The 23910-nt window shown below is 69.3% G+C and carries 25 protein-coding genes; 22 read left to right on the top strand and 3 right to left on the bottom strand.

All coding sequences use genetic code 11. From position 1 onward, the window contains the following. Positions 1–126: 126 nt before the first annotated feature. The 3 genes from rnr (at position 127) to rpmG (ending at position 4530) form a co-directional block, all read left to right on the top strand. The gene (rnr, locus tag ACFQPS_RS07175) at positions 127–2406 is read left to right on the top strand and encodes a ribonuclease R (RefSeq protein WP_377357711.1); all 2280 of its coding nucleotides are present in this window, start codon (positions 127–129) and stop codon (positions 2404–2406) included. Positions 2407–2555: 149 nt separating this feature from the next. Next, complete coding sequence (locus ACFQPS_RS07170) at positions 2556–4172, top strand: S41 family peptidase (RefSeq protein ID WP_377357709.1); 1617 nt, start codon at positions 2556–2558, stop codon at positions 4170–4172. Positions 4173–4362: 190 nt separating this feature from the next. Continuing rightward, complete coding sequence (rpmG, locus tag ACFQPS_RS07165) at positions 4363–4530, top strand: 50S ribosomal protein L33 (protein ID WP_012566721.1); 168 nt, start codon at positions 4363–4365, stop codon at positions 4528–4530. A 257-nt stretch (positions 4531–4787) separates the two neighbouring features. Here the strand turns inward: rpmG and ACFQPS_RS07160 are convergent, their stop codons facing one another. Then, positions 4788–6230, bottom strand: a complete 1443-nt coding sequence (locus ACFQPS_RS07160; RefSeq protein ID WP_377357707.1) for a PleD family two-component system response regulator — start codon at positions 6228–6230, stop codon at positions 4788–4790. A gap of 36 nt (positions 6231–6266) precedes the next feature. After that, positions 6267–6671 carry a response regulator gene (locus ACFQPS_RS07155; RefSeq protein WP_377357792.1) on the bottom strand — a complete coding sequence of 135 codons (405 nt, stop codon included), beginning with the start codon at positions 6669–6671 and terminating at the stop codon, positions 6267–6269. Positions 6672–6877: 206 nt separating this feature from the next. Between ACFQPS_RS07155 and ACFQPS_RS07150 the strand changes: the two genes are divergently transcribed. Further along, positions 6878–8203 carry a DNA polymerase IV gene (locus ACFQPS_RS07150; protein WP_465269614.1) on the top strand — a complete coding sequence of 442 codons (1326 nt, stop codon included), beginning with the start codon at positions 6878–6880 and terminating at the stop codon, positions 8201–8203. Positions 8204–8232: 29 nt separating this feature from the next. Here the strand turns inward: ACFQPS_RS07150 and ACFQPS_RS07145 are convergent, their stop codons facing one another. Beyond that, positions 8233–9063, bottom strand: a complete 831-nt coding sequence (locus ACFQPS_RS07145; protein WP_377357705.1) for a cell envelope integrity EipB family protein — start codon at positions 9061–9063, stop codon at positions 8233–8235. A gap of 244 nt (positions 9064–9307) precedes the next feature. Between ACFQPS_RS07145 and ACFQPS_RS07140 the strand changes: the two genes are divergently transcribed. From ACFQPS_RS07140 to ACFQPS_RS07055, 18 genes are all read left to right on the top strand, one after another. Further along, positions 9308–9820 (top strand): MarR family winged helix-turn-helix transcriptional regulator, encoded by a 513-nt coding sequence (locus ACFQPS_RS07140; protein WP_377357704.1) that lies wholly within the window; start codon positions 9308–9310, stop codon positions 9818–9820. Then, positions 9810–10574, top strand: coding sequence for a DNA alkylation repair protein (locus ACFQPS_RS07135; protein ID WP_377357702.1), 765 nt, complete (start codon positions 9810–9812; stop codon positions 10572–10574). Before ACFQPS_RS07140 ends, ACFQPS_RS07135 begins: the two co-directional genes overlap by 11 nt. A gap of 313 nt (positions 10575–10887) precedes the next feature. After that, positions 10888–12096: a tyrosine-type recombinase/integrase gene (locus ACFQPS_RS07130; protein WP_377357701.1), complete on the top strand. Its 1209-nt coding sequence runs from the start codon at positions 10888–10890 to the stop codon at positions 12094–12096. Positions 12097–12574: 478 nt separating this feature from the next. Then, complete coding sequence (locus tag ACFQPS_RS07125) at positions 12575–12766, top strand: helix-turn-helix domain-containing protein (RefSeq protein ID WP_377357700.1); 192 nt, start codon at positions 12575–12577, stop codon at positions 12764–12766. Continuing rightward, a complete protein-coding gene (locus ACFQPS_RS07120; protein ID WP_377357699.1) occupies positions 12766–13002 on the top strand; it encodes a hypothetical protein in 237 nt (78 codons plus the stop codon). The genes ACFQPS_RS07125 and ACFQPS_RS07120 overlap by 1 nt, the downstream gene beginning before the upstream one ends. Then, the gene (locus tag ACFQPS_RS07115) at positions 12992–13222 is read left to right on the top strand and encodes a hypothetical protein (RefSeq protein WP_377357697.1); all 231 of its coding nucleotides are present in this window, start codon (positions 12992–12994) and stop codon (positions 13220–13222) included. Before ACFQPS_RS07120 ends, ACFQPS_RS07115 begins: the two co-directional genes overlap by 11 nt. After that, positions 13222–13398 (top strand): hypothetical protein, encoded by a 177-nt coding sequence (locus ACFQPS_RS07110; RefSeq protein WP_377357696.1) that lies wholly within the window; start codon positions 13222–13224, stop codon positions 13396–13398. The genes ACFQPS_RS07115 and ACFQPS_RS07110 overlap by 1 nt, the downstream gene beginning before the upstream one ends. After that, positions 13391–14092 (top strand): DUF1376 domain-containing protein, encoded by a 702-nt coding sequence (locus tag ACFQPS_RS07105; RefSeq protein WP_377357695.1) that lies wholly within the window; start codon positions 13391–13393, stop codon positions 14090–14092. Before ACFQPS_RS07110 ends, ACFQPS_RS07105 begins: the two co-directional genes overlap by 8 nt. A 2-nt stretch (positions 14093–14094) precedes the next feature. Continuing rightward, complete coding sequence (locus tag ACFQPS_RS07100; RefSeq protein WP_377357694.1) at positions 14095–15954, top strand: AAA family ATPase; 1860 nt, start codon at positions 14095–14097, stop codon at positions 15952–15954. After that, positions 15951–16400, top strand: coding sequence for a hypothetical protein (locus ACFQPS_RS07095; RefSeq protein ID WP_377357693.1), 450 nt, complete (start codon positions 15951–15953; stop codon positions 16398–16400). Before ACFQPS_RS07100 ends, ACFQPS_RS07095 begins: the two co-directional genes overlap by 4 nt. 87 nt (positions 16401–16487) lie before the next feature. Then, on the top strand, positions 16488–17579 hold the full coding sequence (locus tag ACFQPS_RS07090) for a phage major capsid protein (protein ID WP_377357692.1): 1092 nt from the start codon (positions 16488–16490) through the stop codon (positions 17577–17579). Between the two features lie 12 nt (positions 17580–17591). Further along, the gene (locus ACFQPS_RS07085) at positions 17592–18215 is read left to right on the top strand and encodes a hypothetical protein (protein ID WP_377357690.1); all 624 of its coding nucleotides are present in this window, start codon (positions 17592–17594) and stop codon (positions 18213–18215) included. A gap of 206 nt (positions 18216–18421) precedes the next feature. Continuing rightward, complete coding sequence (locus ACFQPS_RS07080) at positions 18422–19069, top strand: hypothetical protein (RefSeq protein ID WP_377357688.1); 648 nt, start codon at positions 18422–18424, stop codon at positions 19067–19069. A gap of 1 nt (position 19070) precedes the next feature. Then, a complete protein-coding gene (locus ACFQPS_RS07075; RefSeq protein WP_377357686.1) occupies positions 19071–21104 on the top strand; it encodes a hypothetical protein in 2034 nt (677 codons plus the stop codon). After that, positions 21101–21841, top strand: coding sequence for a hypothetical protein (locus ACFQPS_RS07070; RefSeq protein ID WP_377357684.1), 741 nt, complete (start codon positions 21101–21103; stop codon positions 21839–21841). The genes ACFQPS_RS07075 and ACFQPS_RS07070 overlap by 4 nt, the downstream gene beginning before the upstream one ends. A 14-nt stretch (positions 21842–21855) precedes the next feature. Beyond that, positions 21856–22302, top strand: a complete 447-nt coding sequence (locus ACFQPS_RS07065) for a hypothetical protein (RefSeq protein ID WP_377357682.1) — start codon at positions 21856–21858, stop codon at positions 22300–22302. A 356-nt stretch (positions 22303–22658) separates the two neighbouring features. Continuing rightward, positions 22659–23105 carry a helix-turn-helix domain-containing protein gene (locus tag ACFQPS_RS07060; protein ID WP_377357680.1) on the top strand — a complete coding sequence of 149 codons (447 nt, stop codon included), beginning with the start codon at positions 22659–22661 and terminating at the stop codon, positions 23103–23105. 1 nt (position 23106) lies between these two features. Next, on the top strand, positions 23107–23685 hold the full coding sequence (locus ACFQPS_RS07055) for a PIN domain-containing protein (protein WP_377357678.1): 579 nt from the start codon (positions 23107–23109) through the stop codon (positions 23683–23685). Positions 23686–23910 lie beyond the last annotated feature (225 nt).

Here is a 23910-nt window from a genome sequence, read left to right as displayed (position 1 = left end):
GGCACGTTTCCGGCTGCGCTGCTGTTGCGGCAGGTCCCTCCGGCCCGGCGGCAGCGCCGGCCGCCATCCCCGCCGGCACGCCATCCCAGCGGACCACACGCCCACGGACGAGACACGGACGAGACGTTGGAACCCACCCGCCGCAAGAAGGAAGCCCCCTTCCCCAGCAAGGACCAGGTCCTGGAGTTCATCCGGGAGAGTCCGACCCCCGTGGGCAAGCGGGAGATCGCGCGGGCCTTCCACATCACGGGCGATGCGCGCGTCCTGCTGAAGCACCTGCTGAAGGAGCTGGAGCAGGAGGGCGCGGTGGAGAAGGGGGCGGGCCGCCGCATGGCGCCGCCGGCCGCCCTGCCCGAGGTCGCCGTGCTGGTGGTGACCGGCATCGACACGGACGGGGAGGCGCTGGCCCGCCCCGTCAACTGGACGGACGAGGAGAACCCGCCGCCGGAGATCTTCATGCGGCCGGAGCGGCGCGGCCATCCGGCGCTGACGCCCGGCGACCGCGTGCTGGCACGGCTCAGCCGCCTCTCCGACCGGCGCTACGAGGCCCGCACGATCCGGCGGCTGGACGCCGGATCGACCGCGCGGATCGTCGGCATCTACGAGGCCGGGCGCGAGGGCGGGCGGCTGCGCCCGGCCGACCGCCGGACCCGGACGGAGTTCGTCATCCTGCCGCAGAACGCCGAAGGGGCGCGGCCGGGCGAGCTGGTGGTGGCAGAGGTGCTGCCATCCTCCCGCATGGGGCTGAAGCAGGCGCGGGTGATCGAGCGGCTGGGCGGCCTGGACGATCCGCGCGCGGTCAGCCTGATCGCGATCCACCAGAACGGCATCCCGACCAGCTTTCCCCAGGCGGCACTGGACGAGGCCGCCGCCGCAGCGGAACCGTCGCTGGAGGGCCGGACCGACCTGCGCGACATCCCGCTGGTCACGATCGACGGGGCGGATGCCCGCGACTTCGATGACGCCGTCCATGCCGAGCCGGACACCGACCCGGCCAATCCCGGCGGCTGGCACCTGCTGGTCGCCATCGCCGACGTCTCCTTCTACGTCACGCCGGGATCGGCGCTGGACCGCACGGCCTTCGAGCGGGGCAATTCCTGCTACTTCCCCGACCGGGTCGTGCCGATGCTGCCCGAAGCCCTGTCGAACGAGCTGTGCTCGCTGAAGCCGGGGGTGAACCGCGGCTGCCTCGCCGTGCATCTCTGGATCGACCGCGACGGCACCCTGAAGCGCCACCGCTTCGTGCGCGGGCTGATGCGATCGGCCGCGCGGCTGACCTACGAGCAGGTGCAGGCGGCCCGCGACGGGCGCCCGGACGAGACGACGGGTCCCCTGCTGGAGCGGGTGATCGGGCCGCTCTACGGCGCTTACGAGGCGCTGGCGGCGGCGCGGCGGCGGCGCGGCACGCTGGAGCTGGACCTGCCCGAACGCAAGGTCACGCTGGACGAGGCCGGCGAGATCGTCCGCATCGACGTGCGGGAGCGCCTGGACAGCCATCGGCTGATCGAGGAGTTCATGATCTGCGCCAACGTGGCCGCCGCGGAGGCGCTGGAGGCGCGGCACGCACCCTGCCTCTACCGCGTGCATGCCGAGCCGGCGCGGGACAAGCTGGAGCCGCTGCGCGAGTTCCTGGACAGCCTGGGCTACACTCTGGCCCGTGGGCAGGTGCTGGCGCCTTCCGCCTTCACCCGCATCCTGGAGAAGGCGGCCGGCACCCCGGACAGCGAACTGATCAGCAGCGTGATCCTGCGCAGCCAGGCGCAGGCCGTGTACCAGCCCGAGAACATCGGGCATTTCGGGCTGGCGCTGGTCAAGTACGCCCATTTCACCAGCCCGATCCGGCGCTACGCCGACCTGATCGTCCACCGCTCGCTGGTGCGCGCCTTCGGGCTGGGGGCCGGCGGGCTGACGGAGGATGAGGCGGAACGGCTGGACCGCATCGGCGACCACATCTCCATGACCGAGCGCCGCGCCGCCGAGGCGGAGCGCGATGCCATGGACCGCTATGTCGCGCGCTACCTGTCCGACCGCGTCGGCGCCACCTTCACCGGCAAGATCGGCGGCGTCACCCGCTTCGGGCTGTTCGTGACGCTGACGGAGACGGGGGCCGACGGCATCGTGCCGATCAGCACCCTGCCCGACGATTTCTACGACCATGTGGAGGCGGAGCACGCCCTGGTCGGGCGGCGCTGGGGCCGGCGCTACCGGCTGGGCACCCAGGTCAAGGTCGTGCTGCGCGAGGCCGATCCGGTGGCGGGCAGTCTGGTTTTCCAGTTGCTGGACCCGGAGGACGCCGCACTGGCCGACAGCCCGGCGGGGGCCGCGCGTTCCCGTGCCCACGGTCGCCGGCAGGCCGCCTCACCCAGCTCGCTCGACCGTCCGCGCCCGCCCCGGCGCGGGCGCTGAGGCGCTGTTGCGGGGCGCAGAAGAATCGAGGACTGGACCGAACCCCGATTCATGGTAGAGAGTCCGGGAATGGCTGCGACATCGGATCATCCCCGCCGGGCAGAAGCCCTGCGCATCCAGCCCTCCCCGGCAGCGGTGGAGGTCTAGGGATGCTGCGGAGGCTGGCCCCGGTCGTCCTGGTCTTCAGCCTTGTCGGCGGGTGCGCCGCCGGTCATACCCGCGACTATGCCCCGCTGCGCGAACGGGTCGTCGGCGAACACGTCTTCGCCATGGGCTATGCCCGCATCGCGGAAATCTATCTGGACCCCGTCGATCTGCGCCGGCTGACCCTGGACGGGCTGTCGGGACTGACGAAGCTGGACCCGGGCATATCGCTGGTCGTCACCGGCAGCACCCTGGAGGTCCGCAGCGACGGGCGCACGGTGGGCGCGTTCGACCTGCCGACCCGGGACGATCCCGCCGCCTGGGCGACGCTGACGGCGCGGGCCGCGGAACGGCTGCGCGCCACCTCCCCCGCCCTTGCCTCGACCGACACGGATGCCGTCTACCAGGCCATCTTCGACGGCATCATCGCGGACCTCGATTCCTATTCCCGCTATACGGGCGGTCAGCGCGCCGTGGACGAGCGTTCGCAGCGGGAGGGCTATGGCGGCATCGGAGTTGCCATGCGACAGGACGGGGCCCGCCACGAGGTCGCCGACGTCATGGTCGGCGGACCGGCGGAGTCGGCCGGGCTGCGCGCCGGCGACCTGATCCTGGCGATCGACGGCACGCCGACCGCGCGCCTGAGCACGGAAGAGGTCGGGGAGCGGCTGCGCGGGCCGGCGGGATCGGTCGTGACGCTCGCCGTGGGTCCGACCCCGAAGGAGAGCCGCCGCGTTTCCGTCCGGCGCGACCGGGTGATTCCCAGCACCGTCGTCGCCCGTGCCGAGGACGGGGTGGGCTACATCCAGGTGGACCGCTTCAACGCGGCGACCGCCCCCAACCTTCGCGCCGCCGTGCGGCGGCTGCGGACCGAGCTGGGGCAGCGGGCGCGCGGCTTCGTGCTGGACCTGCGGGGCAACCCCGGGGGACTGCTGGACCAGGCCGTGGCGGTGGCGGACATCTTCATCCCCGGCGGCCGCATCATCAGCACCCGCGGCCGCCACCCGGACAGCATGCAGGTCTTCGACGCCCGGCCGGATGACGAGGCCGGCGGGCTGCCGCTGGTCGTGCTGATCGACGGCCGCTCCGCCTCCGCGGCGGAGATCGTGGCGGCGGCCCTCCAGGACAGCGGCCGCGCCGCCCTCGTCGGCTCCTCCTCCTTCGGCAAGGGCAGTGTCCAGACGGTCACCCGGTTGCCGAACGACGGCGAGCTGTTCCTTACCTGGTCGCGCATCTACGCCCCCAGCGGCTACACGCTGCACCGGCAGGGCGTGCAGCCCACGGTCTGCACCAGCCTGCCGGCCCTGGACGTGAACGCCGCCCTGCGCATGGTGCGCCTGGGCGGAGCCCTGCCGGCCGCCACGCTGCTGTCCTGGCGTATCCGGGCGCCGGAGGACGAGATCGCCCTGGCCCAGCTCCGCGAGACCTGCCCCTGGAAGGAGCATGCTCCGGATCTCGATCTCCAGGTGGCCAAGGCCCTGCTGGGCGATCCGCCGCTCTACCGGGAGGCGCTGCTGCGGGCCCCCACGGCAGTGGCAGAACGCCAGGACGCGGCCACGACCGGCGTGGGGCTCGCCACCAGCGCCCGGCGCGAGAGGCAGGGCAGCGAACACCACCCCTGAAGGGACGCAAGGGCCGGAAACACGGCCAGACCGGCCCACGCCCGGCAGGCTTGCGGGCCCGGACAGCGTTACGCCCTTGACAGGGGGCGGCGAATGGCTAGATTGCCGCGCTACGCCGCAGGTTCGCGGCTCCGAATGTTATCGGCCGCCTGGAGCGGCCTTGGTTTGGCCGCTCGTTGGGATTTGTATCATGGCGAAGCAGAATACCGTGCTGATCAAGCTGGTCAGCTCCGCTGACACCGGGTTCTTCTATGTGAAGAAGAAGAATCCGCGTAAGACGACCGAGAAGCTGGAATTCAAGAAGTACGACCCGGTTGCCCGGAAGCATGTCGTCTTCAAGGAAGCCAAGATGAAGTGACCGCGCCTTCGGGACGCGTGTCATGCGGAAGGCCGCCCCCACGGGCGGCCTTTTCTGTTTTCCGGATCGCCTGCGGTCATGGCAGGGCCTGTCTGCCAGAGAGGCCCCTGGCAGAATGATGGTTGTTGTACGCGCGGGCCGGCATGCCGCCGGCGGGGCTGCCCGCCACCGGCCCCTTCTCCAGGGGGCGACTCCATCAGAGGAAGGCGTGGTCCAGTGCTGTCCGGAGAGCCAGTACTGCCCGGAGAGACCGGGCGTCAGCGCAGTCCGGAAGCGCCGGTGAAGGCTTCCGGCGTGGGTTCGGACTGGTCGCGGGTATCGGCCACGACACGGTTCCGCCCGGACCGCTTGGCCCGGTAGAGCGCGGTATCGGCGCGGCGCAGCAGGCTGTCGCCGGATTCCCCGCGCGCATCCCCGTCGGTCCCCTCCGCCACGGCGACGCCGATGCTGATGGTGACGGTGATCTCCCCGGTGCCGGCGGTGACCTTGAACGGCTCGTCCGCGATGCGCCGGCGCAGCCGTTCCGCCACCGTCATGGCAGCCGACAGATCGGTGTCGGGCATGACGACGACGAACTCCTCACCCCCCAGGCGCGTCACCAGATCGAAGTTGCGGAGATTACGGCTGGTGCGGACCGCCACCTCGCGCAGCACCTCGTCCCCGGCGGAGTGGCCCCAGGTGTCGTTGACGATCTTGAAGTGATCGATGTCGAACAGAAGCGCGGCGACGGGCTTCTGGTTGCCGCCGCCGCGGTCCAGCAGGCGCGGCAGGTGGGCCGACAGATAGCGCCGGTTGAACAGGCCCGTCAGGCTGTCCGTGAGCGCCAGGGACAGGCTCTGTTCATAGTTTGAGCGCAGCCGGTCCTGGTAGCGCTTGCGCCGCACCTGCGTGCGGGTGCGCGCCATCAGCTCGTTCCGGTCGATCGGCTTGATCACGTAGTCGTTGGCGCCCAGCTCAAGGCCCTTGGCGACACGGTCCATGTCCGTCTCGTCGGCCAGCAGCAGGATCGGCACCTGCCGCGTGCGCTCATGGCTGCGGAGCTGGGAGCACAGGCGCAGCCCGTCCTCCCGCATCAGGGTCAGGCTGACGATGACCAGCTCGAAATCCTGGGTCAGCGCCAGTTCCAGCGCGGCGGCACAGTTCTCCGCCTCCACCACGCCGTCGCGGTCCCGCGCCAGCGTCTCCCGGATCTTATCCATGTCGATGGAGCTGTCCTCCACCACCAGGATGCGGGAATTCTCCGCCGACTGCGTCTGCACGCTGTCGGTCGCCACCAGCATGCCGAGCTGGCCCGAGGTGCTCTCCCGCAGGCGCCACTCGTCCATCATCATCTTCAGGCGGACGAGCGAGCGGACGCGGGCGAACAGGGCCACGTCGTTCACAGGCTTGGTCAGGAAATCATCGGCCCCCGCCTCCAGCCCGCGCACGCGGTCGGCCACGTCGGACAGGGCGGTGACCATGACGACGGGGATGTGCATGACCGAGGGGTCGGAGCGGATGCGCTCACAGACCTCGAATCCGTCCATGCCGGGCATCATCACATCCAGCAGGACGATATCGGGGGACTGGGAGCGGATCTTGTCCAGGGCCTCGGGCCCGCCGTAGGCGGTGATGACGTCGAAGTACTCGCGCGTCAGCTTCGCCGCGAGCAGCTTCACGTTGGGCACGACGTCATCAACGACCAGAACTCGTGCGGACATGGCGCCTTCTTATCCGACGGGCGGAGGGGATCGCCCTCAGCCCAGGAACCGCTGGACCGTCTGAATGAATCTGGCGACCGAGATGGGCTTGGCGATGTAGTCCTCGCAGCCGCCTTCCCGGATCTTCTCTTCATCCCCTTTCATGGCGAAAGCGGTGACGGCCACGACGGGAATCCCGCGCAGATCGTCATCCTCCTTCAGCCACTTGGTCACTTCCAGTCCCGAGACTTCGGGAAGCTGGATATCCATCAGGATCAGGTCGGGGCGGTGCTGCCGTGCCAGGCGCAGCGCCTCCATCCCGTCCTTGGTCTGCAAGGTGGCGTAGCCATGGGCCTCGAGCAGATCATGAAAGAGCTTCATGTTCAGCTCGTTGTCCTCCACCACCAGGACAAGCTTGCCATCGGGCCCGCCCTTCCCTTGCGGGCCGGGGGTGGAGGGCATGTGCAGTTCGATCGTTTCAGAACCCATTCCGGCGCTCCCGCACCCCCAGACAGACGGCCTGCCGGGCCCTTCGCAAAGTCGGCGGCGGCTTCGGGTCTGGGCATTCCGGCCGTCAGCCTGCGTTACCCTAGCGCCCGAATCATTAACCTGCCGTTACCCCTAAGGCGTGACCAGAGCACACCTATAACGGTCGGGTTAGGAGTACAGTGACGTCGCCACCCGAGGCAAGAGGAAGGACGGACAGCGTGACTGGAATTGCCCCTCCCGCGGGCCTATGTCGCGACTGCGGGGCCACTCCCCCGGCGGGGATCGGGCGCTGTCCGGACTGCGGATCGGTGCGGCTGATACAACACCCTGAGTTGCACACTCTGAGCATCGCCCACATCGACTGCGACGCCTTCTACGCCACGGTGGAGAAGCGCGATCGCCCGGAACTGGCAGACAGGCCGGTCATCGTCGGCGGCGGCCAGCGCGGGGTGGTGTCGGCCTGCTGCTACGTCGCCCGGATGTATGGCGTTCGCTCCGCCATGCCGATGTTCAAGGCGCTGGCGGCCTGTCCGGATGCGGTCGTCATCAAGCCGGACATGCGAAAGTATGCCACGGTCGGGCGGCAGGTGCGCACCCTGCTGGAGTCGGCCACCCCCCTGGTGGAACCGCTCTCCATCGACGAGGCCTTCCTTGATCTGACCGGGACGGAGCGGCTGCATGGCGGCAGCCCGGCGCAGACGTTGGCACGGCTGGTCCGGCGCATCGAGCGGGAGGTCGGCATCACCGCCTCGATCGGGCTGAGTTACAACAAGTTCCTGGCGAAGATCGCATCCGATCTGGACAAGCCGCGTGGCTTCGCCGTGATCGGCCGGGCCGAAGCGCTGGACTTCCTGGAGTCGAAGCCGGTCGGGATGATCTGGGGCGTCGGCCGGGCGCTTCAGACGAAGCTGGAGGCGGACGGGCTGCGCACCATCGGCCAGCTCCGGCAGACGGACGAGGCGTTCCTGGTGAAGCGCTACGGCGTGATCGGCCAGCGTCTCCACCGCTTCGCACGGGGGGAGGATGCGCGGGTGGTGACGCCGCACGCGCCGGCCAAGAGCATCTCGACCGAAACCACCTTCGACCGGGATTTCGGCGACCGCGACACGCTGGAGCATGCCCTGTGGCCGCTGTGCGAGACGGTAGCCGCCCGCCTGAAGGCGGAGGGGCTGGCCGGAACCACCGTGACCTTGAAGCTGAAGACCGACGCCTTCCGCCTGCGCACCCGGGCCCGCACCCTCACCTCCCCCACCCAGATGGCGGACCGCCTCTTCCGGGCGGGGCGGGAGCTGCTCGTCACCGAACTGGACGGCAGCCTGTTCCGGTTGATCGGGATCGGCTGCTCCGGGCTGGTCGATGGCGCGCTCGCCGATCCGCCGGACCTGCTGGACCCCGGCCTTACCCGCCGGGCGAAGGTGGAGAAGGCCATGGATCTGGTGCGGGCCAAGCTGGGTCGGGACGCCATCGGCAAGGGGCGCGGTCTGACCGGCCCCGGGCGGCGCTGACGCCCGCAGGCGTCAGCGGCGGGTCACGGTCAGCAGGGGGGCTTCGGCGCCGTCTCCAGGGACTCCAGCACGGCCCGCACCTGGAAATCGCCATAGTCGATCAGCATGGATTCGACGACGCCGTTGTCCAGGATCGTCAGCTTCGTCTCGTACTCCGGCAGCATCTCCTGGGTATCCGCGGGGAAGAAGGCCATGAAGACGGGCCAGCCGCGCTCGCGGACCAGATCCCGGCTCCGGGTCTTCAGGTCGCCTACCTTGGCCGGCTTGGCGATCAGGGCGCTGACCCCGGATGGTCCATCCGCCTCGGACCCGTCGAAGATGGGAGCGGACAGGAAGATGTCGCCCTTCTGTGCCATCTCCAGCATGCGGATGGTGTGCGCCGTCGGGAACAGCGTTCCCGGCCGCAGGGTCATCTCCTTCCGGTCCGGCCGCTCGAAACGGGCGACACCCCCGGCCGCGCCGTTCAGCGTGGCGTCGCCGCGGAGTTCCTCCTCCAGCTCGCCGTTGGTCAGCTTGCGGACGTTGAAGCGGTAGGCGGAGCCGTCCTTCGCCTCCCAGGTCACGTAGCTGGTGGTCAGTTCCACCTGCTCGCCCTCGACATAGGTGAAGCGGACCTGGAACCGCTGTTCGACGGTCCAGCCGTCGCAGGCGTCCTTCCAGGCATAGCTCATGGCGCCGTCAACGCCGGCGACCGTGGCGCTGGAACGGCTGGAGGCGAGGCTCAGCTTATAGGTCGCCAGATGCGGGACGACCTGGGCGGCGGCGGCCCCGCCCGGAAAGGGGATCAGGAAACCAATGGAAAGGGCGGCCACCGTCAGCAGACGGAGGCAGGCCGGGCGCAGTAGCGACGTCGTGTTCACGCGAACCTGGAAAGCTGCGTTCGGATTCCGCAATTGTCTCCTCCCGACAAGGTGACGCAAGCGCTTTAACGCACCGGCCGGATGATCGCCTGACGGAGACTCCGGTGGAGGCGGTTCCAGGCGCACCGGTCCCCGCCCGGAAAGCCCCCCATCTGAAGCAAGGCAATATGGCAGTCCCGCGGCGGCGCGGACAGGTCATGACGGGAGTTGTCATGCCATAAGGCGCCATATAGTATGGCGCCTTATGATACCTCTCGTTCGGAAATATACGGCGCTGCTGGCCCGTCCGGGCACCGACGCCGTCGCCGAGGGCATGCGCGCCTGTTTCGAGGTGCTCTCGCTGGCGGCGGCCATCGACCGGGACTGCGCCGTGCGCCTGGGCGCCCATGATCTGTCCGAGGGCAAGTTCGTCCTTCTGTTCCTGCTCCAGGCGGCCGAGGACGGTCTGTCGCCGCATGAACTGGCCGGGCAGGCCGGCGTCACGCGCGGCACCGTCACCGGGCTGCTCGACGGCCTGGAGCGATCGGGACTCGTCCAGCGGGAGGCGAACGACGTCGACCGTCGCAAGCTGACGGTGCGCCTCACCCCCGACGGCGCCGCACTGGCGCGGCGTCTCACGGATGAACATGGCCGCTGGATCGGCTCGCTCTTTTCGGACCTGTCGGCGGCGGAGCGTGACACCCTGCGCCATCTGCTGGGGAAGGTCTTCGCCCGCACAGACACCGGCATGCAGAAGGAGACGGCGGATGGCGGATGATGCCGGATGCCGCCGCACGGCGATCAATGCCGGGTTGATCGAGACCCGCACTCTTGCTGAGGTCCTGGCGGTCGACTTCGCTACGCTGCTCCGCCATGTCGTGCCGATGGATGTGGCGCCGGGCGACGACGCGATTCTGCGGCTCGGCACGCTCGGCATCTCCGCCCGGATGGTCGCGGTCGGGCAGCTCCTGCTGGAACGGCTCGGGTCACGGATGATCGCAACGCTCGGCAATCACCCGAGCGACACGGTCCGCGGCTGGGCATGCTTCATGGTCGGCGCCCAGGACATGGCCTTGTCCGACCGGCTGGAGGCGATCCGTCCCTTCGCCGACGATGCTCATTTCGGGGTCCGGGAATGGGCGTGGCTCGCGGTCCGACCCGACATCAACACCCGGACCGACGAGGCGATGACGCTTCTCCGCGGCTGGACGGCCGATCCGTCGGAGCGCATCCGTCGGTTCGCGTGCGAAGCGACCCGGCCGCGCGGGGTCTGGTGCGCCCATATCGCGTCCCTGAAGTCCGACCCCTCGCCCGGCCGTCACCTGCTCGAACCACTGCGTGCCGATCCCGCCGTCTACGTTCAGGACTCCGTTGGAAACTGGCTCAACGACGCCGCGAAATCGCGGCCGGACTGGGTCCGCAGTCTCGTCGCGGAATGGTGCGCCGGCGACACGCCGGCCACGACCCGGCGGATCGTCCGGCGCGCCCTGCGCTCTGTCGACAAACCGCCCGGGAAGAAGGTCAGGACATGAGGCAGCAGCGCCTCGCCTCCTGCGAGCCGGAACCCGCGTCGTCGTCCCTTGATGCCGGCACGCGCACGGCATCGGGCACCTGACCTGAGAGGGTCTGTTCGGTGAAAGGAGTGGCGGAGAGGGTGGCTTTAGAACAGTCGTTCGCCGTCATTCATGGCCGCCCTGAAAGTCGCAGGAAACCTGGATAGTTACGGGTCGCTTCGTCCGCCGTCGTTCGTTGACGATTACAGGAAGTCGCGTCAGAGTGTGGGGAACGGTGTGGGGAAGCTGGTTCGGTTCCCCCACCGTCCGCCATACTGACCGGGGGATGGTAATGGGCAAGCTGACGGCGCTTCAGGTCCGCAACGCGAAGGAGCCCGGCCGCTATGGCGACGGCGACGGCCTGTTTCTGGAGGTGGGCAAGTCTGGCTCCCGGAGCTGGATATTGCGGGTGCAGGCGAACGGGAAGCGCCGGGACATCGGCCTGGGCTCTGCCGCCGACGTGTCCTTGTCCGAAGCGCGCACCAAGGCCGAGGACGTGCGCCGGGCGATCCGCGAGGGGCGCGACCCCGTGGCCGAGAAGAGGGCCATGAAAGAGGAACCGGCGAAGGTGCCCACCTTCCGCGAGGCCGCCTTGCTGGTGCAGGCCGAGCACGCGCCATCATGGAAGAACGCGAAGCACGCGACGCAATGGCTTTCGTCCTTGGAGCAGCACGCCTTCCCGAAGCTGGGCGACATCTCCATTGCGGAGGTGACCGGCCCCATGGTGCGCGACGTGCTGGCGGAAATCTGGCTGACGATCCCGGAGACGGCGCGGCGGGTCCGGCAGCGCATCGGAACCGTTCTGGACTGGGCGCACGCCAAGGGATGGCGGGAAGCGGAAGCGCCTCTCCGGGCCATCTCCAAGGGCCTGCCCAAGCAGCCGCGCCGCGACACGCATTTCGCGGCCATGCCCTGGCAGGGCGTGCCGGCCTTCCTGGTGAAGCTGGCAGAGACGGACAAGGCCGGGGAGCCCTACCGGCTGGCGCTGGAATTCCTGATCCTGACCGCCGTCCGATCCGGTGAGATGCGGGGCGCCCGCTGGGGGGAGGTTGACCTTGACGTGCAGGAGTGGCGCATCCCGGCGGATCGGATGAAGGCAGGCCGGGCGCACACGGTTCCGCTGTCCGCCCGCGCGCTGGCGATCCTGAACCGCATGAAGGAGTTGCGTTCCTCCGACGATCCGGGGGCGCTGGTGTTCGAGGGGAGCCGCCCCGGCCGGCCGATGTCGGACATGACCCTGACCATGATCCTTCGCCGCATGGGGGCCGGATGCACGGCCCACGGGTTCAGATCGAGCTTCAGGGACTGGGCGGCTGAGGCGACCAACTTCCCGCGGGAGGTGGCGGAGGCGGCTCTTGCCCATGCACTGGAGAGCAAGGTCGAGGCCGCCTACCGCCGCTCCGACCTTCTGGAGAAGCGCCGGAAGCTGATGGACGCGTGGGCCGGGTTCTGCGGCGGCGGGGCGGGTAAGGTGGTGCCGATGTCGCGGAAACGCGCGTAGGTCCGCCCGGACGCTGGCGGACACAAAGCCCTTGTCTGTGCCGCGCAGATCAGCTACAAGACGGCATGCTGCGACGCGTGTCGGAGCGCTACACCAGCCCGCCCGGGTCTCCCGCGGCGGGTTTTCGTTTTTGATCTTCCGCGTTCGCGCGGACGCTGGCGGCCGCGCACAAGCTCTTGTCTGTGCCGAGCAGATCAGCTACAAGAAGGCACGCTGCGACGCGTGTCGGAGCGCTACACCAGCCCGCCCGGGTCCCCCGCGGCGGGTTTTCGCGTTTCCGCGGCGCCAGCCGCCTGACCCTACCGGCAGGCGGATGACCCGACCGCCTCGATAACATTGGAGATTCCCAGCCCGCCCGGCTCTGCGCCCGGCGGGTTTTTTCGTGCCCGCGAGCGGGCACGCCCCCCCAGAGCCGCATCTGCCCTGGGGGGCGAGGTGCGCCTGGGTCCGATCCCCCGCCCCCCGGAGATCGACCATCATGACCACCAATCCCCTCCTGGTGACCATCGCCGATGCCTGCCGCATGCTGGGCGTCGGGCGGACCTTCCTCTATCAGAACGTCATCGCGCCCGGGCACGTCCGGACGGCGAAGCTCGGCCGGGCGACGAGGTTGTACTATGGCGACCTGGTGCGGTACGCCGAGTCGCTGGCCCGCGGGGAGGCCGCGTGATGGCGGCCCGCGTCATCCCCTTCAGCGCCCGGCCGGCCCCCGTCCGCCGGGTGCCAGCCCCGCCACCTGACGCCGCCCGGCTGGCACTGGCCGCTATCGTCGCGCAGGCCGCCGAAGCGGCGCAGGAAGCCGCCGGGCGCGGTGAGAAGCTGGCCGCTGCCGACCTGATCGGGCTGGCGGTGACGGCGCGGAACGCCCTGGTCGCCATGAACGGTGGAGGCGGCGATGCGACCTGACCCGACCGCCGCCCAGCGTCGCCAGCGCCACGCCGCTACGCTGCACCGCCTCGGCCCCCGCGCCGTGCTGGAGCTGCTTGAGGAACTGGAGCGCGCGCACCGGCTGCCGCCGGGCGCTCTGGACGATCTGCTGGACTCCTACGCGACGCTCGACCCCGCCGTGCTGCGCGCGCTGGGTGGCGACCGCTTCCCGCCGCGCCCGATCCGGGAGGTAGCGTGATGACGCCGGTCCTCACCCTGCCCCGGACCCCGGCCGGCCGCGCCCTGATGGCCGAGACCGCCCGGATGATCCGCTCGGCCTCCACGCGCTGGGAAGTCCTCCTGATGTTCGACTGGGATGGCTCGGCCGAAGAACTGGCCCGCGTGCTCGAAGAACCGGAGGCGCGCCATGGCTGAGTTCCCGGCGCTTCCCCTCTGGACCGACGCCTACTTGGGCGACACCACGCACCTGACCACCATCGAGCATGGCGCCTATCTCTTGCTGCTGATGGCCATGTGGCGAACGCCGGATTGCAGCTTGCCCGATGAGGACAAGTTGCTGGCCCGCTATGCCCGGCTGACGCCGGGACAATGGGCGCGCATGAAGCCCACGCTGATGGCGTTCTTCCGGCAGAAGGACGGGCGCGTCTACCAGGGCCGTCTGACGGACGAGCACAATCTCGTCAGACAGAACAGCAAGCGGCAGTCTGACAGGGCGCGCTCTAGGTGGTTGAAAAACAAGGAAAATGCTGATGCCACGGCAATGCCGGAAGCATGCCGGAACGATGCCTCCCACACCCACACCCATTATACAGTAGAGACTAACGTCTCTACTGGCGCTGCCGCGCCGCCCGACCCGGACGATCATGAGGCCGAAGCCTTCCGGCTGGGCCGGCAGATCATCGGCCCGAAGTCCGGCGGTCAGGTCGCCAAGCTGAACCGCCACCACGCGGGCGACTGGGCGGCGACGGTCAGGACGCTTCACCTCGCAGCCACCAAGTCCGAACCCGCCGCCTACATCGGGGCCGTGGTGCGGGGCGAGCGGCACGCCCGCGCGGCCGAGGTGCTGGCGGAGACGGACGCGCTGTACCGCCAGCTCGGGGTGATCTGATCATGACGGAGATCACCGAGGTGAAGCGCGCCCTGACCGACCGGGCGTTGGAGGTGGCGGAGCACCTTCTCCCCCGTGGCGTGCTGGAGGGCCGGGAGTGGTGTGCCGGCTCGATCCAAGGCGAGCCGGGCCGCAGCCTGAAGGCCTGTGTCAAGGGCGCGAAGGCCGGAACGTGGTGCGACTTCGCCGAGGGCGGCGACGGCGGCGATCTGCTCGACCTGTGGTGCGCGGTCAAGGGGATCGACCTGCCGGCCGCGCTGGACGAGGCCCGCGGTTGGCTGGGGCTGGAGAAGCCCCGTTTCGAGAAGCGCGAGCGCACCTACCGCCGGCCGGAGAAGCCGCGCTGCACGGCGCCCCAGTCCGCCGTGCTGGAGTACCTGACCCGTGAACGTGGCCTGAGTGTGGAAGCGGTCCGGGCCTTCAGGATCGGGGAACAGGGCCGCACCATCGTCCTGCCGTCCCTGCTGCCCGACGGCACGCTGGCCTTCGTGAAGTATCTCGGGATCGACCGGGACGCGGCGGGGAAGAAGGCGATCCGGGCCGAGGCCGGGTGCGAGCCGGTGCTGTTCGGCTGGCAGGCCGCGACGAACCGGAACGTCCGCGAATGCACCATCACCGAGGGCGAGATCGACGCGATGTCCGCGTTCGACTATGGCCTCCCGTGCCCGCTGTCCGTCCCCTTCGGCGGCGGCAAGGGCGCCAAGCAGCAGTGGATTGAGGCGGAGTTCGAGCGGCTGGCCCGCTTCGAGGTGATCTATCTCGCCTTGGACATGGACGCCGAGGGCGACGCCGCGGCGGAAGAGATCGCGGGCCGGCTGGGCCGGCACCGCTGCCGGCGGGTCAGGCTGCCGCACAAGGATTTCAACGAGTGCCTGCGCGCCGGGGTGACGCGGGAGGACATCCATGCCGCGCTGGACGCGGCGAAGCCGCTGGACCCGGACGGGCTGTGCCGGCCCAGCGACTTCACCGACGCCGTGGTGGGGCTGTTCTGGCCCAAGCCGGGGACCCGGCCGGGCTACGCCCTGCCCTGGGGCAAGCTGGCGGGCAAGGTCTGGTTCAGGCCGGGCGAGCTGACCCTGTGGACCGGCGCGACGGGCGCCGGCAAGTCGCAGGTCCTGGGGCATGCCCTGATCGACGCGGCCGACCAGGGCGCGCGCATCTGCATCGCCAGCCTGGAGATGGCGCCGGCCCAGCTCCTGCGCCGGGCGGCGAAGCAGGCCGGCAACACCGACCGGCCGACGGAGCCCTACATCCGGGAAATCGTGGGGTGGCTGGACGAACGGTTCTGGTTGTTCGGGCACGTCGGGAAGGCGGGCACGGCGCGGCTGATCGAGGTCTTCGAGTACGCCCGTGCCAGGTACGGGTGCGACGTGTTCGTGGTCGATAGCCTGATGCGCCTCGGCCTGGGGACGGACGATTACACCGGGCAGGAAAAGGCGGTCTTCGAGCTGGTCAACTGGGCCGTCGACAAGGGCGTCCACGTCCACCTTGTCGCCCACGCCCGGAAGCAAGATCGCACGAACGGCTCCGCCGGCTCCGTCCCCGACGCCGAGGACGTGAAGGGCACGTCTGAGATCGCGTCAAACGCGGCGAATGTCATCGGCGTGTGGCGCAACCGCAAGCTGGAAGGCGAGCTTCAACAAGCGCGCGACATGGCGGAGCGGGGCGCCGCCGGTGCGGATGCGCTGGTGCGCGAGCTGGCCGACAAGCCCCCCGTCGTGCTGAACGTCGCCAAGCAGCGGAACGGCGATTTCGAGGGCAAGTGCGGGCTCTGGTTCGATCCCGCGAGCTACCAGTACCGCAGCGTCCACGATCCGGCGGGTGGGCGGGAGTACGTCCGGCTGGATAGGGGCGCCCAATGACCGCCCCCGCTGCCCTGGCCCGCCTTGCCGCGGGAACGCCCGACCCGGCCGATCTGGAGGCGCTGGCCGCCGCCGCGCGTGCCGCCCTGGCCGGGGATGTGGCCGAAGCAAAGGACGCCCTGGCCGCCATCGGGTTGCTGACCAGCCGCGGGCGCCAGCCCGCCCCGGCCGTCGCCGCCCGGGAGCGGCGCGACGAACTGATCCGCGCTCTGGCCGCCCGGCAGGCGGCGAAGACGCCCACCGCCCGCGCCGTGGCCGCGGCCGAGCGGCTGCGCCGCTATGCGGCGGCCGGATGGACGCGCGACCGCCACCGCCTGACCTGCCCCCACGCCATCGGCTCGGAAGGCGAGTTGCTGTTCGAAATCTTCACTGCCTGCACCGGACGCGTTCCGCAGTCAGCCCGCCAGATCATCAACATCGTCGGCGGCGGCGATGGCGCGGAATGAAATGAAAAAGCGGATTTCATTTCACTGATCCTGCGCGACCCTTCGTTCAGAGGCGATTCGCCTGATCGGACGACGAGGTTTCCCACGATGAACGCCAGCATCCTCTACGATCACACTTCCCCCGACGTGCTGCGCTCCTGCATGGCCGATGCCATCTCCGCCCGGTCTACTGGTGCCGTCCCGCCCGACCACGCCCGGGAGTTCTGGGGCTGGGGTCTCATGGATATGGCCGCCGAGCTGGCGAACAAGCGCGGCGCCCGGCTCGACCCGCGCGACCGCGCCGCCACTGCCGAGGCGATCCTTTCCCGCTCCGGCCAGCACACGACGTCGGATTTCCCGCTGCTGCTTCAGGACGCCGGCAACAAGATTCTGCTGCCGCGGTATCAGGCCGCGGCGCCGACCTACCGGGCCTTCGCCGCCCAGCGCCGCTTCGGGTCGTTTCAGCCGCACCGCTTCCTCCAGTTGGGCGACTTCCCGGCGCTGAAGGAGATCGCGGAGGGGGCCGAGGTGCGGTTCGGCTCGATTGGTGAAGGCGGGGAAGCGATCACGGCGAAGGAGTACGGGGCCGGGGTCGCCATCAGCCGCCGCGCGCTGATCAACGACGATCTGGGCGCCCTGGTGGACTTCCTGGGACTGGCCGCGGTGCGCGCGGCGCAGGACGAGAACACCATCGTCTACACGTTGCTCGCCAGCGACGGGCCGACGCTGAGCGACGGCAACACCCTGTTCGGCACGGCCCACGGCAACAAGGCCGCCTCCGGCACCGCCGTGGACGTGACGAACGTCGGGGCCGCGGTTGCCGCGATGCGGAACCAGACGAGCCTGGACGGCATCAAGATGAACATCGGCCCCCGCTATCTGGTGGTCGGCACGGCCAACGAGATGACCGCCCGCCAGCTTCTGACGGGGATCACCCCGGCGCAGGCCGCGGCGGTGAACCCCTACGCCAGCGCCTTCGCCCTGGTGGTCGATCCCAACGTCACCGGCAATCGCTGGATGATGTTCGCCGATCCGATGGCCGCACCGGTGGTCGTCTACGGCTATGTCGGTGACGCCGCCGGCCCGCAGGTCCGCACCCAGATCGACTTCAACACCCGCGCGCTGAAGGTCGCGGTTGGCCTGGATTTCGCGGCCGGCGTGATCGACTACCGCGGCACTTACCTGAACCCCGGCGTCTAAGGAGGGCAGACCATGAGCATCCTCGATCTGTTGCGGGCCAAGCGCCCCACCGCGGACAGCCTGTCCGAGGCGCTGGCCCGCGCCGAGGCGGAAATCAGCGAAGCAGAGACGGAGGCGGCGACCCTCTCGGCCGCCCGCACGGACGCGCTGCTGCGCGACGACGGCGACGCCGAGCTTGATCGCATCGAGGCGGCGTTGACCCGCGCCCAGAGGCGCGGCGACCGCGCCGCCCTGGTCGCTGGCGAGCTGCGCGGCCGGCTGGAACTGGCCCGCATCGAAGCGCGGCGCGCGGCGGAGCGGGCGGAGTTGAAGGCCGCCGAGGACGCCGGGCGCCGCGCGCACGAGCTGACCATGACGAAGTACGTCGCCGCCGCCGAGGCACTTGCCGCCGTGCTGGACGAGATCAAGGCGCTGGACGCGAAGGTCCACGCGGTCAACGCCAAGATCGCGGCCGGCGGGTTGATGGAGCCGCCCCCCGCGTCGATCAAGGACAGCGCCGGTCATGTCGAGTTTCCGGAGATCGTGCGCTGCTACATGCGCCCCGTCTGGCAGCGCATCGCCGAGCTGCCCCACCCGGAGCGGGTCGGCGGGGTCGTCGATTCCGGCGCCCCGATCTGGCCCCGGCCGGCGGGCTGAGGACGAACACGGATCACGCCGCGGCGGTGGTGGTGGCGCGCTCGGGCCGCGGCGTGCAGGGGGGAGGAGGCACTGGGGTCCGCCTCTTCCCCCCGCCCCCACGGGTCCTTCCCAAGGGAGCAAAGCCCGGGGGGCGCACCAGCCGCGATGCACGGGGATTTCTGGGCGGCGAAACCCCCTTAACTGTTAACGGAAGGGGCAGCACCATGACAGTGGTGACGAAAGCGGGACTTGCGGCAGAACTCGGCATTTCCAAGGCCCGCGTCTCCCAATACTTGAACCGCGGCCTGCCATGCCGGCCGGACGGCAAGATTGACCGGGAAGCTGCGCTTAACTGGATTGGCGACAACATCGTCCCGACGGTTGGCCGGCTTAACGCCCGCTCCGCGGCGGTGCGATCCCGCCCGGTGGCGCCGCAGCCCCGCCCCACCGCTGCGCCGCAGGCCGAAGGTGCCGCCGCGGGCACGTCGGCCGGCGCCATGAAGGGCTGGGTGCTGCTGTCGCCCGACGGAGTGCGGGTGCCGGTGGAGGATGTCCCGCCGGTGGCGCAGTCGGTGGCGCTGAAGGAGTTCTTCATGGCTGAGCTGCGGCGCCGGGAGGTGCAGGTCCACGACCGGGACCACATCCCGCGAGCGGATGTCGAGGCGGCGACGGATGCCGCGATCAACGAGTTCCGCGGTCAGTTCGAGGGGTTCGCTGGCCTGCTGTCGAACATGCTGTCCGGCAAGTCGCCCGCCGAGATGTACGCGACGATCCAGGAGGAGGTGCGGCGGGTGCTGGCGCGGCTGTCGGCCCAGTTGCACGCCGCGGCGGCTGGTATGGCGGCGGCCGAGACCGAGGCGAAGGGAGGCTGAGATGGATGAGCAGGTCAGGCAGACGACGGAGCTGATCGTCGACACGCGCGGCGCCAAGCAGGGCTACGCCGAGTTGACGGACGCCGCGAACCGGGCGGCCGGAGCCGTGGACCGCACGGCAACCTCCTTGGACGGGGCGGGCACCGTCACCGAGACGACCGGGCGCCGCGTCGGCCTGACCGCCCGGCAGATCGCGGCGCTGGAACGCGCCTTCGACCCGGCGGGCGCGGCGGCGCGACGGCTGGCAGAGCAGCAGGAGCTGGTGAACAGGGCTGCGGCGGCTGGTCAGATTCAGGGCGAAGCGCTTCAGCGCGTCATGGCCGGCATGGCGCAGCAGCAGCACCTTCTGGCCGTCGCCGGGGGTCGAACCGTGACGGTCAACACCAGCGCCGGCGCCTCCTTCAAGGGCATGGGGTCCCTGATCGGTCAGGCCGGCTATCAGGTGCAGGACTTCCTCGTCCAGGTCGCCAGCGGCCAGAACGTGGTCACCGCGCTGACGCAGCAGGGTTCCCAGCTTCTGGGCGTGCTCGGCCCCGCCGGGGCCATCGCGGGCGCGGTGCTTGCCGTCGGCGGGCTGGCCGCGAACATGCTGCTGATGGGCGACGAGACGGACGACGCCGCCAAGGCCGCGGATCGGTTCAAGTCCGCCATGTCGGGGGTCGACGACATCCTCGACGACCAGAAAACGAGCGTCGCCGACCTGACCAAGGCTTATGCCGCGATGCGCGGAGAGATGCAGACGGTGACCCGCCTGCGCCTTGAGGAAACGCTGGCGGCAGCGACCGCCGACCTGAAGCGGCAGGCCGGGGAGGTGCGGTCCCTCCTCGAAATCAACGGCTTCGACCGGGAGGGGCTGTTCACCACCGCCCAGCTTCGTGGCGGCGGCAGCCAGGGCCGGCCCCTGCCGTCCACGCCGGAGCTGGACGCCTTCCGGGCCTACCAGAAGGACAATGACCTGCCGCGGCTGATCGCGTCCCTGGCGGCCGGTGGCGCCGAGGCGCAATCCATGGCGCGGAAGATGGCGGCGCTGGGCGCGGAAAACGAGGAAACGCGCCAGACCATCGAGCGGCTGACCGCCCAGCTTGCGCTGTACGCGGGCACCGCGACCAGCACGCAGATCGCGTTGCTCGACCAGAAGGACGACACGGAGCGAGCCGCGAAGGCCAGCGAGAGATTCTCCGGGATGCTGACCCGGCTGACCGGGGATGCCGCCGTCGCAAGCAACAGCATCGGCGACTACGACGACGCGCTGAAGCTGGTGCGCGGAACGCTGGCCGAGACCGAGACGGCGCAGGAGAAGTACGCCCGGCAGGCCGACGCGCTGGAATCCGCCATCCGGATCATCACCGAGCGGGCGGCCGCCGCCGGCGCGCCCATCGAGAAGTTCGCGGTGACGCTGGGCCTGCCGCTGGACTGGATCGTCCGGCTCAAGACCAAGCTGGACGAGCTGAACCCGAGCATTGCGGAGACCGAGCGGCGCATGCGGGGCGCCCACGACGAGTACAGCCGGCTGGCGGCGCAGGACGCGGCGGACGATGCCCGACAGGTCGGGGTGAACTTCTTCAGCTTGTTCCCGCCGGCCGTGACCGACGCCATGAAGAAGGCCAACGACGAGTTGGACCGCTCCGCCGACCGCTTCGGCGACACGCTCGCCAATGCCTTGATCGACGGGTCTTTCGACGGCGCGGACATCTGGAAATCAGCCGCAGCCACGGCCCTCAGCGACGGCGCGGAGATCGCATACACGAAGATCACCGCCGCCTTCGACAAGGCCATCCCCGGCCTTACCGGCGCCATCGGTGCCGGGCTGGCGGGCTTCGGCATCGGCCAGAGCGTCGGGAACATGGTGGGCTTCTCGGAAGCCAAGTCCCGCAACGCCGGCATCGGCGCGGGCCTTGGCGCCGGGGGCGCCTATCTGGCCGGCCTCGGCCCCTGGGGCATCGCTGCGGCCGGCGCGCTGGGCTTCTTCGGCGGCAGCGGCGCCGGCCCGGCCCCCTCCCTCGGCCCTGTCTGCAACATGGAGATCGTCCCGTGAGCATCGCCAATGTGCTGATCCAGCACACCGCCGCCGTCCTGGTCACGGACACGAACGTGACCATTCCGTCCGTCGGTTTCGTCGGGCATGCCGCGAAGGTGCGGACCTTCCCGGCGCGCAAGTTCGCCGTCGCCAGCCGCGGCCTTCTGGTCGCCATGGCGCGCTTCGGCGACGCCCTGAAGGCCAGCCCGCCGCCGGCCGACTTCGCCAAGGCGGGGCCGCACCTGACCCGGCTGGCGCAGGCCGCGCGCGACGCGACCGCGCATCATGCGGAGGCGATCCGGGACACCCTGCCGGTGCCGCCCGCGCTGGCCGACTGCCTCGACGCTCTCCAGATCACCGCCGTCGGCTGGTCGGAGAAGCGGCGCCGGCCGGTGGGCTTCTACATCGTCGTCGCTGGCCCGGACTATGCCGGCGCCCTGCCGCTGGGCTGCCACGAGCTGCCGGTGGGCCGCTACCAGTCCACGCCGGGCTTCGACGGCTTCGCCGAACCGGACTGGTCGCCGAACGACCGTGGCGACTGGGAAGGCCAGTTCGTCGCCATCGCCGACCGGCAGCGGGAGATCGCCGAGGAAATGGGGGCACCCCTGGCCGTGGGCGGCTCGCTGGTGGCCACCTTCATCACCCGGCAGGGGATCACGCAGCGCGTGATCCACCGCTACCCCGAAGCGACGGGCGAAGGGGAGCCGGGCCGCGCGGACAGCCCGGACGCCGCTGAAGCCCTGAAGGCCGCCTGAAGAAAGGAACGACCATGACCGACACATCCTCCCATGAAGCCGCCGCCGCCGCCCTGACCGTCCTGCGCACCGCGATTCAGCGCCACCGGGCCGGCGGCAAGGCCCTGACTCAGAAGGAATGGGTGAGCGCCTGCGAGGCCGCGGAGCGCGCCGTGATCGCGCTGGGCGACATCACCACCGCCGCGCTGGACGATGCCGCGGCGGCCCGCGCCGAGGCGCAGGCGACGCGCGACGCCGTGGCCGGCTTCCGCGGCGCCACGGACAAGCTGGTGAAGGTCATGCAGCAGCAGGCCGCGGCCATCGTCACCCTGTCCGACCAGGTGGCCGACTTCCGCCGCAGGGAGGCGGTGGGCATGGCGCTCCTGGCGGCGGCGAAGTCGGCTGGTGCCGCTCCGGCTCCGGCGGGGCCGGTGGCGGCTTCGCCCGGCGCCACGGTGACCCCGTTTCCGGCCCGCCAGTGACGCGGGGCAAGGGCGGCGTCGGCTGGCGCTGCCCGTCCTGCTGCCGAACTACCCGGAATTTCCGGGAAATTGACGCAGCGATGAAGGGGGAGGCGGGAAAGGTGGTGCCATTTGACGGTCGCCGCCGAGGGACTCCATGACGCAGATGCATGGAACAAAGGTCCGCGTGCGGCGTTTCGGATATTGCGTTTGGGGCGGCGATGAATCATATCTACGGCCATGAGGCTATATATTGAGAACTCACATGGGAATTCCCATGCAGAGTTCTCGCCCTGCACGCTTGGCAAGAAACGCCACATAGAACGGGCCGAAGACAAGGCCGAGAAGGACGGAACACCGCGAGGTGGAGGTGGACGATGAATGCGCTTTTGGAACGAAACGGAACGATTGTTCCGTCTGATGACGACGCAAGGCTGGCCACGGAGTCGAGTCGCATTCTCTCCAAGCGCTCGGATCGGAACCTGCATGTCCAGTTGGACGACGGCCAAACACTGCCATTGCCGCGCGCCATTCAGGAATTGATATCCCATCTGCTGGTGGAAATGTCGCAGGGTAACGCCGTCACCCTGATTCCGATCCATGCGGAGATGACGACGCAGGAGGCTGCCGACTTCCTGAACGTCAGCCGGCCCTATCTGGTGAAGTTGCTGGAGACGAACCAGATTCCGCATCACAAGGTAGGGACCCATCGTCGCGTGCGGTTCAACGAGTTGAGGGCGTTCAAGCAGCGGCAGGCTGACGCAAGGGCGGCAGCGCTGGACGAGTTGGCCGAGCAAGCTCAGGAATTGGGTATGGGTTATTGACGTGTCGCGATTCACCGTCATCCTCGATGCCTGTGTATTATATCCGGCGCCACTCCGTGATTTCCTAATGGAGTTGGCGGCGACAGAACTTTTTCGGGCGAAGTGGACGGATGCCATCCACGACGAATGGACACGGAATTTACTAAAGGATCGAGCGGACTTATCGCGGGATAAATTGCAGAGGACGCGGGTTCTGATGAACGCCTGTGTCCCGGACTGCTTGGTGTCCGGCTATGAACACCTGATCGACACCATCAATTTGCCCGACCCTAATGACCGGCATGTGTTAGCGGCTGCCGCTCATGCCAGAGCGGATGGGATTGTGACCTTTAATCTGAAGGATTTTCCAAAGGAAGAGCTGGCGCGCTTTAATGTCGAGCCGATCCACCCTGACGATTTTATTCGATATCAATCGGACCTGAAAGCGGCGCCGACAGCGGCTGTGGTGATTGCTGCTGGAAACTGCCGCCGACGTCTGAAAAATCCGCCAAAGACTGCGACTGAGTACCTTGACACGTTGGAAATGCAAGGTTTGCCCAAGACTGTTTCTGCCCTGAGGCCATTTACGGAAGTGCTATAGGGTGCCAACTGTGTTTGGCCCGCCCCACTCTGCCTTGTGGCGAATTTCGTCGTTACTGCACGGCGACAGGCCGCCGCCTTAGAGTGCCCAACGAAACTGGATTTGGGCTGTTTGGGAGAGGTATGGCTGCCCCTCTCTATTCTACGCCCTTTAGGCCGTCGTTTAGAGCGCCTAACAGAACCATCTCTGGACGAATTTCCAGCAGATGAGGCTGGCGGCGATGCG

The sequence above is a fragment of the Rhodocista pekingensis genome (assembly GCF_042665545.1).
Classification (GTDB): Bacteria; Pseudomonadota; Alphaproteobacteria; order Azospirillales; family Azospirillaceae; genus Rhodocista; species Rhodocista pekingensis.
The sequence above is the reverse complement of the archived record's forward strand: the minus strand, read 5'-3'. Positions and strand labels throughout refer to the sequence as shown.